Source organism: Limosilactobacillus sp., from assembly GCF_022651205.1.
GTDB lineage: Bacteria > Bacillota > Bacilli > Lactobacillales > Lactobacillaceae > Limosilactobacillus.
This window is the reverse complement of the sequence record NZ_JALCQI010000040.1, coordinates 1-10,490: the sequence shown is the minus strand read 5'-3', so window position 1 is coordinate 10,490 and position 10,490 is coordinate 1. Positions and strand designations below refer to the sequence as shown.

Genomic DNA, 10,490 nt, shown 5'->3' with positions numbered 1-10,490 from the left:
ATTAGTAACATCGTCATTAACCAGTAAAGCAATATCACGAGTGATCGTTGGGAACTTACTAATTGGTGTATATTCACTTTCAATCTTCTTGGCCGTTAATAATTGTTCTAAGTTTAATTCAAAGACATAGGTTTCAGGAATCTTGTATTCCTTAGCTATCTTTGGGTGAACCTGACCAACAAAACCAATAAGATCACCATCAACTAAGATGTTAGCTGTCCGTCCGGGATGCATTTCTCCCCTTGACTGATCAGCAACGTATTCAACCTTACCAGCAATCCCCATATTATGAAGGTAACGTTCAACAATTCCTTTTACTTGGAAGAAGTCAACTGATTGTCCTTCAAGGTGCCAACTATCATTTAATAGCTGTCCTGTAATTGCTCCAGCAACATGTTCCTGTTCTTCAGGGCGTTCACCACCACGAGGAATAAATACCCGACCTTCTTCATAAAGAGCAACATCATTAACATTCCGGGCAACATTATAAGCTACGTCAATCAATAAGCCACTAATAATGCTCATCCGTGTTGCCACATGGTCTGAGCTCATTGGGAAGTCAAGCTTCATTGGCTCAGCAACCGGATCAATTTGGAATTGCTTGGCCTTTTCAACGGTAGTCAAGGAATAGCTAATTGCCTGGTTTAATCCCATTCCTTCAAAGTCATGACGGGTAGCCCGGATGAACTTCTGACGAGGAGTCAATCCACCATGATTACGGGTCATTACTGGTAAACTTTCTGGTAGATTGTCATAACCATAAATTCGGGCAACTTCCTCATAAAGGTCAGCCGGCAAACTGATATCCCAGCGGCGAGCCGGAACGGTAATAACAACTGTATCATTGCTGGTTAACTTGCTTGCAAATGAAAGTCGGTCAAAGACATTCGTAACATCTTCCATCTTCAAATCAGTTCCCAGAACATGATTAAGTTTGGAAAGAGATAGCTCAATATCTTTACTTTCAGCTGGCTTTTCACTTCCAGTAACAATTCCCTTAGTAACGGTTCCACCAGCTAATTGAGAAATCAGTTGAGCAGCTTCATTTAAAGCAGTTTCAACCGTTTCAGGATTAATTCCCCGTTCAAACCGCATCGAGGATTCACTGTGCAAGTCTAAACGCCGTGCCTGCTTACGAACCATTACTGAGTCAAAAATAGCTGCTTCCAAAGCAACCGTCTTGGTCGTTCCTGAAACAGCGGTTTCTTGACCGCCCATCGTTCCGGCAAGGGCAACTGGCTTATCAGCACTAGTTACCACAATATCATTTTCATTTAATGTTTGTTCTTCATCATCTAAAGTAACAAACTTTTCACCCTTTTGTGCATGACGAACACTAATATCATGGCTTGGCAACTTGTCATAATCATAACTGTGTAATGGTTGGCCATACTTCAAAAGAACATAGTTTGTAACATCAACAACATTATTGATTGGCCGGATATCAGAATTCCAAAGACGGATTTGCAACCATAATGGGCTATCAGCAACTTTAACCCCTTTGATTACCCGTAACTTATACGTTGGAGCAATCTTTTGATCGGGAATTTCCGCACTAATCAGATCGCTAGTTACTTGATCGTCATTTTCTTCAACTGCAACTTCCTTAAAGTGAGGCTTAAGGTTGTAGAAAGCGGCAATATCATTAACATTACCGTAAATACTTAACATATCTCCACGGTTAGGAGTAACGTCGGTATCAATAATCGTATCGTCCATGCCAAGATAACTAAATACCGATTCCCCTGGTTTAGCATCTTCAGGAAGAATATAAATTCCTTCCTCATAAGCCTTAGGAGCAATCCGGTCACTAAAACCAATCTCCTGTAAGGCACAAAGCATCCCGTTTGATTCGATTCCCCGAATTTTGCCTCGTTTAATCTTTTGGTTATCCGCAATCCGTGCACCATTTAAGGCAACGATTACCTTTTGACCAGCCGCAACATTAGGGGCACCACAAACAATTTGCAGAGGTTCGTCTTCACCAACATTTACAGAGCAAACATGTAAGTGATCTGAATCAGGATGTGGTTCACAGCTTTCAACCTTTCCCACAACTAATTTTTTTAAACCATCACTTAGCGAATAAACATCATTAATATCAACCGATGTCCGCGCAATCTTTTCGGCAAGATCGCGTGGTTCAACATCAAGGTCTAAATATTCATTTAACCAATCGTATGAAACTTTCATTGCCGTTATCCTTTCCGATCAAATTGAGTTAAGAAGCGCACATCATTTTGGTAGAAGTTCCGAATGTCAGTAACACCGTACTTCAACATTGCAAATCGATCTGGACCCAATCCAAACGCGAATCCACCAAATTCTTCTGGATCAACTCCAGACATCCGTAATACGTTTGGATGAACCATTCCGGCCCCTAGGACTTCGATCCAACCGGTATGCTTACAAATGGCGCACCCTTTCCCCATACAGTTAAAGCAGGTAATATCTGCTTCAACTGATGGTTCAGTAAATGGGAAATAGCTTGGACGTAAACGAACGTCAAGCTTATCACCAAAGAGTGATTGGGCAACGACTTTTAAGGTTCCCTTTAAATCTGCCATTGTAATATGCTTACCAACAACCATCCCTTCAATCTGATTGAATTGATGACTATGGGTAGCATCATCGGTATCACGACGGTAAACCTTCCCTGGTGAAATCATCTTTAATGGGCCTTGACTAAAGTCGTGCTTCTCTAACATCCGCGCCTGCATTGGTGAAGTTTGTGTCCGCATCAATACAGATGGAGTAACATAAAAAGTATCCTGCATATCCCGTGCTGGGTGATCCTTAGGCAGGTTTAACTTTTCAAAGTTATAAACCTCCTGTTCAACTTCATCACCAACGGCAACTTCATATCCCATTGAAACAAAGAGATCCACCACTTGATCAATAATTTGTTGAATAACATGTGGTTCCCCTTGAGCTACCGGAGTTCCTGGCAGGGTAACATCAATCGTTTCGGCCTCTAGTTCTGCATCCATTGCCGCCTGCTCTAATTCCGCCCGCTTATTTTCAATAGCGGCTGTCAGCTCATCACGAACCTTATTTGCGAATTGACCTACTTTAGGCCGTTCTTCAGCGCTTAAATCTCGCATTCCACGAAGGACATTAGTAATTGGTCCCTTTTTACCAAGCATTTTTACCCGAACCTGATTAATCTTTTTCAGGTCTTCTGAATCTTTAATTTCTTGCAGGCCTTCTTCACGAAGTTCAGCAAGACGTTCTTTTAATCCCATACTCTCTCTCCTTTTTTCGTAAAACAAAAAGCCCCGTCCGATTAGGGACGAGGCTTCGCGGTACCACCCTAGTTTGCAAAAATGCACACTCAAAATCGATAACGGTGATTAACCGGAATATCATTACATACCAGCTCCGGAAATGAAATTCCTTGGTGTTTTCTGACCACTAATTTCAGAATAATAGCAGCTCTCTATCAGTTACAGCCAAGTACTAGTTTCCATCAACACTTTTAATATCAAACCTATTGTAGCTAAGCTCAATCATTAGATCAAGAGAAAATTAATTCCACTTGTCGCTCCACTTATGAACGGTACTCATTACCTCACGAAGTTCCTGTCCCCGCTCCGTTAGTGAGTAGTCAATCCGATTTTCGCCTTCATGGGTATTCCGTGTAACAATTTTCTCATCTTCAAGTTCCTTCAGACGTTCACAGAGAACACGATCACTGCACCCATCAATACTTGCAGACAGATCCTTAAACCGCATTGAGTTTTTAACCAAAAGAGCTTCAATGATTAGGCCATTCCACTTTTTACCTAAGATTGAAAAAGTGTGCATGAACTTTGGACAAAGTTTACAAGTACCAGTATCAACCGGCTTTTCAGCTAGTTGTTGCATAATAATAACCCCTTCCTACAGACTACCATACGGACTTCATGCGCCGCTTCCGAATCTTCCGGGACAGCTTAGCGCGTAGTGGACTGAAGAATTCGTGTTCTGCTTCAAAATCATCCACAAGAGAAACGATCCAACTCTCACGGTATTTTGGCAAAGCCAAGGTTGCACCAAACATATGCTTAAGAATAATATCTTTTTCCTTAGTGTTCAGTTTAGTCAGTTTCTCAGCATTCCGCAAAGCCACACGGGGATGGATAAACGCGTGGGTCCCCAAGTCAAACTTAGTAGTCCGCCAATCATAATAAAAGAGGTCGTGTAGTAAGCCAGCGCGGGCAACACTTCGGTAATCGAGATGCATTCGTTTTGCAATCCGATAACTATCAAATGAAACCGCAATCGAATGTTGGAGACGGTTCGAATGATGGTGTTGTGTATACTGAGCTAACTTTTGAACAGCTGGCTGAGCTAATAAATCACTAACAATAGATACATACTCCGAATCGGTTCGCCATTCATTAATTGACTTCATGTAATCCCCCTTTTCAATTCTTAAAGATATTTTACAGGATCTAATTTAACAAATAAATCATTACGCATTATAAATTTTTGTTTAACTGGAACATCAAGATACCAGCAGACACAGCAACATTTAATGATTCTGCCCTTCCTTGCATTGGGATATAAAGGTTATCCGTAGTTTGCTTAAGAAGTTGTTCACTCATTCCCTGGCCTTCATTTCCCATGATCAATGCAAAAGTTTCACCGGGATTGACGTCTCGAAAGCTCTTTGCTTGTGGATTAAGCTGGGTTCCATAAACGGGAGCATTAATCTGCTTAAAATCGTTAACCCATTTTGAAAGGTCACCTTCATATAATCTTACGTGGAATTGTGAGCCTTGCATTGAACGAACAACCTTAGGACTATATATATCTGCCGAGCGTTGGCTAACAACCACGCCAGTAAAGCCTGCCGCATCTGCAGTCCGGATCATCGTTCCCACATTGCCAGGATCCTGAACACGATCTAAAAAGAGCCAGCCGCCCTTTAATGTGTCCATATCAGGAACCTCATGCGAGTTAGGCAACGGAACTACAGCAACAATGCCTTGTGGGGTCACCGTATCAGTAATGTGTTGCATCACTTCCTCAGTCACTTCGTAAACATCATCAGCATCCTCCCGCAAATCAGGATGTGCCGTCAGCTGTTCTTCAGTTCCGACTAACTGCAAAATATGAATTCCACCCTGAATGGCTTCATTCACTAAATGCCAGCCATCTAACAGGTACGTTCCTGTTTGACGACGGTATTTTTTGGTTTGCAGTTTTTTCCAATTTTTTACGTGTTGATTATGAATCGACGTAAGTTTTTCCATCAATTTCTTCTCCTCTTTTGATTAATTATACCATGCTTATAGTGTACAATAACGTTAATAATTTCTATGATTTTCTTAAGGAGGCTAGTAAAATCATGACAGTCCGCTGTTTTGAATTAGTTGCTCATGGTCAGGTTCAGGGAGTAGGCTTCCGCTATGGGACAATGCAAATTGCTAATCGTCTTAATATCACCGGAAGCGTTCAAAATCTTCCCAACAGAACGGTTAAGATTGTTGCAGAAGGAAACGATAGCAAGATTGACGAGTTTATCCACTTAGTAAAAGCCGGCCCAACCCCCTTTGCTCATGTCTCTAAACTTCAAATTAAAGAACTACCGGTTAATCATTACCATCTTTTTATGATTAAATAGCGGGAAAGCAGTAGAATTGCTAATGGATTTAATGTTAATATATGTACTGTTTTATATGAATTTAATGTTAAATCTACTAAGGGAGAATATTAATGAAACGAAAACGTCTTTCGGTGGCGGGGTTATTAACCGTTGCCTTACTACTACTGACTGGTTGTGTACGAACAACTAAGTCAGGAAAACCATACGGCCTAACATATACATATCTTGCAAAGCCGATGCAGCACCTAATGGAGTGGCTTGCTAGTCACCTCGGTAATAATTACGGCTGGGCAATCATCGTAATCGTTGTTGTTGTTCGAACAATCCTTCTACCAGTAATGTTTTCACAAATGAAGAAATCAACCATCATGCAAGAAAAGATGGCTAAAATCCAACCATTACTGAAGGATTTACAAAAGAAGCAACGCGCAGCAAAAACTCCTGAAGAGCAAGCTGCGGTTAGCGCTCAAATGATGGCTGTCTACCGCGAAAATAACGTCAGCTTGACTGGTGGAATTGGTTGCCTGCCATTATTGATCCAGTTCCCTGTCTTTGCTGCACTCTATGCCGCAATCCGTTACTCCCCAGACCTTTACCATGCAACGTTTATGGGAATTGCATTAGGTAAGCCAAGCATTCTCTTCGCTATTTTGTCCTTTGTTGCATATGCAGTGCAAAGTTATCTTGGATTGATTGGGGTTCCTGAAGAACAGAAGAAGCAAATGAAGATGGCAATTTGGATGAGTCCGTTTATGACCTTCTTCATTTCACTAACTTCATCAGCCGGGCTAGGACTTTACTTCTTTATTGGTGGTTTATTTGCTATTCTTCAAACCCTTATGATTAATGCATACCGACCACGAATCCGCAAGCAAATTGCTAAAGAGAATAAAGAAAATCCCGTTAAGGTTCCCGAAACTCTAAATGTTGATAATGCAGCTAAAGAAACACCTAACAATGTTTCAGCAGCAATCGACCAGCTAAAGGAATCTGCTAGCTCAACTTCCCCAAGCAAACCAAAGCCAAGTAATCGTCAACGGAATGCCGGGAAGCAACATCACCACAAAAACAATAACTAAAATTAAGCTGAGAAATAACTTTTCCGCGCCATAATTAAGATTAGGTGACTCTAGTTATTTCTCAGCTTCTTATTTCAGGAGGCATTAAATAATGATTAAAGCAATTAACCACGACCAAGTATTTCTCCAGCAACAAGCCATTCCCGCATCAAAGCAGGATCTCAATGTTGGGATAGATCTTCAGGATACCCTATCAGCTCATCAAGAAGAATGCATTGGGATGGCAGCCAACATGATTGGCATTAACAAAGCCGTTATCATTGTCAGCTTAGGACCGATTAATGTTGTGATGTATAACCCGAAAATAACTCAAAAGAAACTCCCTTATAACACGAAAGAAGGCTGCTTATCACTTCCAGGTAAAAGAACAGTTACTCGTTACCACCAAATCAAGGTAACCTTTCGTAATCAAAATTGGCAACTTCAATCGCTTCAACTTACCGATTTAGCAGCCGAAATCGTCCAGCACGAAGTTGACCATCTCAATGGGATTTTAATTTAAATAAATTTTCTTTCACCAATCAATTTGATTTGCTAAGATAAAGTCAATGAAATAAGAGCCACAAAATCGCCGGGTTTTGTCATATATTACATACCTTTTCCAAACAGGCGTCCAGATTTCTGGAGGATGGAGGGCCACCCTGGAGGTTTTAATTTGTCAATCACTAGAGAAGTTTTCCACTATGTAAGCCGTAATATTATCGCAATGTTAGGAACATCAATTTATGTTCTAATTGATACTCTCTTCATTTCGATTGCAGCTGGTGCACTCGGGTTAACCGCTCTCAACCTGGCACTACCGATTTTTAATTTTTTCAACGCCCTTGGCTTATTACTTGGTGTCGGCGGGGCAACTATCTTTTCGCTTAACAAAGTTTTACATCCAGAACGGGTTGAATCACTGTATAGTACACTAATGGTCTCCGCGGCCATTTTAGGAATAGTCCTAGCAATCTTAATTGACCTATTTTCAACTGGCATTGTTGACTTTCTTGGTGCTAATAGTGGTACCAGAAGCCTTGCAGTCATTTACGTTCAGATCATCGCATGGTGCGGTCCGTTTGTAATGTGCAACTATATTAGCATCAACTTTATCCGAAATGACGGCAATCCCACCTTGACCATGCTGGCAACCGTAATTGAAACCACATCTGTTGTTATTATTGACTGGTTCTTTATCTTTGGCCTTGGCCTGAAAATGGAAGGGGCTGCACTAGCTGTGATTTTCTCACCAGCAATCAGCCTCTTTGTACTATCATTCCATCGTCATTTCAAGGGTCGCCGTCTTCACTTCCATTTTGTCCGCCCTTCAATAAAACCAATTTTTCAATCAGCACGACTTGGTTCCGCGGCAGCATTAAATGAATTAAGTACGGGTGTCAGCGTATTCTTCTTTAACCACGTTCTCTTAATGCTAGCAAATAACTATGCTGTCGCTGCTTATGGAGTAATCTCAAACATTGCAATTGTGGTTCTAGCAATTGCTAATGGGGTTGCTCTTGGCGTTCAGCCAGTCGCTAGTCGTGAATACGGTGAGCATCACTTTATAAACACCTCGCATTCACTGAGAATTGGGATAATTATTACCTTAGTTTTGGCTCTGGTCGAGTTTATAATTCTTATTACGTTTAAGTACCCAATTATTAATATTTTTAACACACAACACTCACTCCAGCTTATTCACTTTGCTGAAGTTGGGTTACCGATTTACTTCACTAGTGCCTTTTTCAGTGCTTTAAATTACTTGTTCATCCTCTTCTTAACGGCAACTAATTCCGCTCGTGCTTCATTTACACTTTCGTTGCTCCGTGGGTACCTTATCCTACTACCTCTAATCTTTATTCTCCCGCTTTTCTTCGGAATTAATGGTGTTTGGGTAGCCGTTCCGGTTACTGAATTAATTGTCACAGTTATTGGAGCAATTCTTGTCCACCAGCGCATTCGCCAATATGATGTACTGGAAAAAACGTTTAATAATTTTCCATAATAAAATGAGACTTAGGATTGGTAAATAGCCAATTCTTAAGTCTCATTTTATTTTGCTATAATTTAGCACGCTTTGATGCGTAATCGTAAAGAATCCAAGCAACGATCCCAAAGAATACCGGACCGATCGCTGTCCAAAAGGCAGTCTGGAAATCACGATCCAAGATTGGTTGGATGCACGTGAAGATAATTCCCAAACAAACGATAATTTCAACAAACCATACTAAAACTTTTGTCCAGAAACGGTTCTTGAATACCATAAAGTCTCGCGGAATATCTTTTCGCTGGAATGCAGGAAAGGCACCAACCAAAAAGATATATGGAGCACAGGTAGAAACATTCCCCATATCCGTTAAAATTTGGTAGAAACTAGCAGCGGCAGAACCACCAAAAGCAACTAAGAAAATAATTACTGAAACGATAATCGCCTGAACCCACATTGCAAATGCTGGCATTCCGTGTTGGTTTAGCTTAGTAACCCGGTCAGGCCATAAATCAGGGTTTGAACCCATGATAAAGGACTTAATCGGCGTGTAGACAAGGATAAACATTGCCCCAAGCATTCCCATTAATCCAGCAAGAGCAATTAACCGGGTAAATAAGTCACCTAAAAAGAGGTTTACTCCATGACTAAGGCCTAAAGAAACCCCCATCATGTAACCTAACCGATGAAAGACAACATACGTAACGTTTCCCAGGTTGACGCTTGACTTTGCGATTACCTGATTATAGTTAACGCTAAACCCGGTCATCACAATCATTAACACATAACTACCAATGGTTAAGATGGCACCAATCGTTAACCCCTTTGGGAAGGTCTTGGAAGGATTCTTCATACTATCAGTAACCCCACCAAGGTTTTCCATACCGGCATAAGCAAAGATTGCGTATACAACAAATGAAATAATTGCAATTGGCGTCTGGAACGATGGATTAGGTGAGACGAAGAATGTCTTTAATCCATGAATTGGTTGTGCCGGAACACCATGGTTAGCGATGATTGTAATTAAACTAGCAAAAATAAAAATGAAGTTCATTACAATCATGAAGGCACCACCAAAAGAACTAATCTTCGTAATTCCATTAATTCCCCGTGAACTCAACCAGGTAACAAGAATAACAAAAATAATTGCCAGAACACCAATTAACTGAGTCGATCCCAATGAACCAATATGCCAACTTTGAGTTGTATCTCTCCCAAAAAGTAAGGCAGATAATGTAATCCAAAGCCGCGAAGCACTCGAAACAATCCACAGAACCCAACTGGCAAGCCAAATAAATGTCCCAATAAATGCAAGTTTCTCACCAATTGATCCTGCAAGCCAGGAGTAAATTCCCCCTTTAGCTTCATTAAATGCCGAACCATATTCAGCCATCATTAGACAACACGGGAAGAAGAAACAAATTCCCCCAATAATATACCAAAACATCCCCGCATACGACATCTGTGCATAGGCAATTGAAACATTTCCGAAACCATAGATGGTTGAAATGATCATTAATACCAGCGTCGGCGTCGTAATTAACTTTTTCTTTTCCGTCGCCACGGATCTTCAACTCCTTATTCCAATTCCTTAATAATATTAAGTTATCCGCTTACATTATAAGCCTAAATTAAATAATTTTGTATAAGTGATCACGAATTTATAAACTTTTGAACACTAATCAAGGATTTGAATTATTGAGCTCTTTTGATCAAAAAAGAGGCTCTACAATATCTGGTGTTGATATAGAAATTTCACTTTCTATACCAATACCAGATTTTTACATTTAAACTAAAAAACAGAGGTCCCCTCTGTTACAATGAAATCGCCAAATCACACAGAAAAGAA

Annotated in this window: 10 protein-coding genes and 1 other annotated feature; of the genes, 4 read left to right on the top strand and 6 right to left on the bottom strand. The window is 40.6% G+C overall.

Translation table 11 applies throughout. From position 1 onward, the window contains the following. From pheT to LKJ51_RS07030, 5 genes are all read right to left on the bottom strand, one after another. Positions 1-2,193 (bottom strand): phenylalanine--tRNA ligase subunit beta (gene pheT / locus LKJ51_RS07050; protein WP_291980220.1); only part of this gene is annotated, 2,193 nt, incomplete at its 3' end. Between the two features lie 5 nt (positions 2,194-2,198). Further along, the gene (gene pheS / locus LKJ51_RS07045; protein ID WP_291980219.1) at positions 2,199-3,245 is read right to left on the bottom strand and encodes a phenylalanine--tRNA ligase subunit alpha; all 1,047 of its coding nucleotides are present in this window, start codon (positions 3,243-3,245) and stop codon (positions 2,199-2,201) included. A gap of 40 nt (positions 3,246-3,285) precedes the next feature. Beyond that, positions 3,286-3,482, bottom strand: a binding site (T-box leader). Positions 3,483-3,528: 46 nt separating this feature from the next. Further along, a complete protein-coding gene (locus tag LKJ51_RS07040; RefSeq protein WP_291980218.1) occupies positions 3,529-3,867 on the bottom strand; it encodes a winged helix-turn-helix transcriptional regulator in 339 nt (112 codons plus the stop codon). A gap of 22 nt (positions 3,868-3,889) precedes the next feature. Next, the gene (locus tag LKJ51_RS07035; protein ID WP_291980216.1) at positions 3,890-4,396 is read right to left on the bottom strand and encodes an HD domain-containing protein; all 507 of its coding nucleotides are present in this window, start codon (positions 4,394-4,396) and stop codon (positions 3,890-3,892) included. A 67-nt stretch (positions 4,397-4,463) separates the two neighbouring features. Then, complete coding sequence (locus tag LKJ51_RS07030; protein WP_291980214.1) at positions 4,464-5,240, bottom strand: TrmH family RNA methyltransferase; 777 nt, start codon at positions 5,238-5,240, stop codon at positions 4,464-4,466. 95 nt (positions 5,241-5,335) lie between these two features. On the opposite strand from LKJ51_RS07030, the gene LKJ51_RS07025 reads away from it, so the two are divergent. The 4 genes from LKJ51_RS07025 (at position 5,336) to LKJ51_RS07010 (ending at position 8,659) form a co-directional block, all read left to right on the top strand. Beyond that, positions 5,336-5,611, top strand: coding sequence for an acylphosphatase (locus tag LKJ51_RS07025; RefSeq protein ID WP_291980213.1), 276 nt, complete (start codon positions 5,336-5,338; stop codon positions 5,609-5,611). A 92-nt stretch (positions 5,612-5,703) separates the two neighbouring features. Further along, complete coding sequence (yidC, locus tag LKJ51_RS07020) at positions 5,704-6,672, top strand: membrane protein insertase YidC (protein ID WP_291980212.1); 969 nt, start codon at positions 5,704-5,706, stop codon at positions 6,670-6,672. 91 nt (positions 6,673-6,763) lie between these two features. Next, complete coding sequence (locus tag LKJ51_RS07015; protein ID WP_291980211.1) at positions 6,764-7,174, top strand: peptide deformylase; 411 nt, start codon at positions 6,764-6,766, stop codon at positions 7,172-7,174. Positions 7,175-7,300: 126 nt separating this feature from the next. Then, a complete protein-coding gene (locus LKJ51_RS07010) occupies positions 7,301-8,659 on the top strand; it encodes an MATE family efflux transporter (protein WP_434737691.1) in 1,359 nt (452 codons plus the stop codon). 55 nt (positions 8,660-8,714) lie between these two features. Here the strand turns inward: LKJ51_RS07010 and yjeM are convergent, their stop codons facing one another. Further along, complete coding sequence (gene yjeM / locus LKJ51_RS07005) at positions 8,715-10,205, bottom strand: glutamate/gamma-aminobutyrate family transporter YjeM (protein ID WP_291980210.1); 1,491 nt, start codon at positions 10,203-10,205, stop codon at positions 8,715-8,717. Positions 10,206-10,490 lie beyond the last annotated feature (285 nt).

What these genes read in the sequence shown, in the direction of transcription:
- yidC (WP_291980212.1), top strand. Translation starts at nt 5,704, where the DNA reads ATGAAACGAAAACGTCTTTCGGTGGCGGGGTTATTAACCGTTGCCTTA.
- LKJ51_RS07010 (WP_434737691.1), top strand. Translation starts at nt 7,301, where the DNA reads ATGGAGGGCCACCCTGGAGGTTTTAATTTGTCAATCACTAGAGAAGTT.
- LKJ51_RS07035 (WP_291980216.1), bottom strand. Translation starts at nt 4,396, where the DNA reads ATGAAGTCAATTAATGAATGGCGAACCGATTCGGAGTATGTATCTATT.
- LKJ51_RS07030 (WP_291980214.1), bottom strand. Translation starts at nt 5,240, where the DNA reads ATGGAAAAACTTACGTCGATTCATAATCAACACGTAAAAAATTGGAAA.
- LKJ51_RS07040 (WP_291980218.1), bottom strand. Translation starts at nt 3,867, where the DNA reads ATGCAACAACTAGCTGAAAAGCCGGTTGATACTGGTACTTGTAAACTT.
- LKJ51_RS07015 (WP_291980211.1), top strand. Translation starts at nt 6,764, where the DNA reads ATGATTAAAGCAATTAACCACGACCAAGTATTTCTCCAGCAACAAGCC.
- pheS (WP_291980219.1), bottom strand. Translation starts at nt 3,245, where the DNA reads ATGGGATTAAAAGAACGTCTTGCTGAACTTCGTGAAGAAGGCCTGCAA.
- LKJ51_RS07025 (WP_291980213.1), top strand. Translation starts at nt 5,336, where the DNA reads ATGACAGTCCGCTGTTTTGAATTAGTTGCTCATGGTCAGGTTCAGGGA.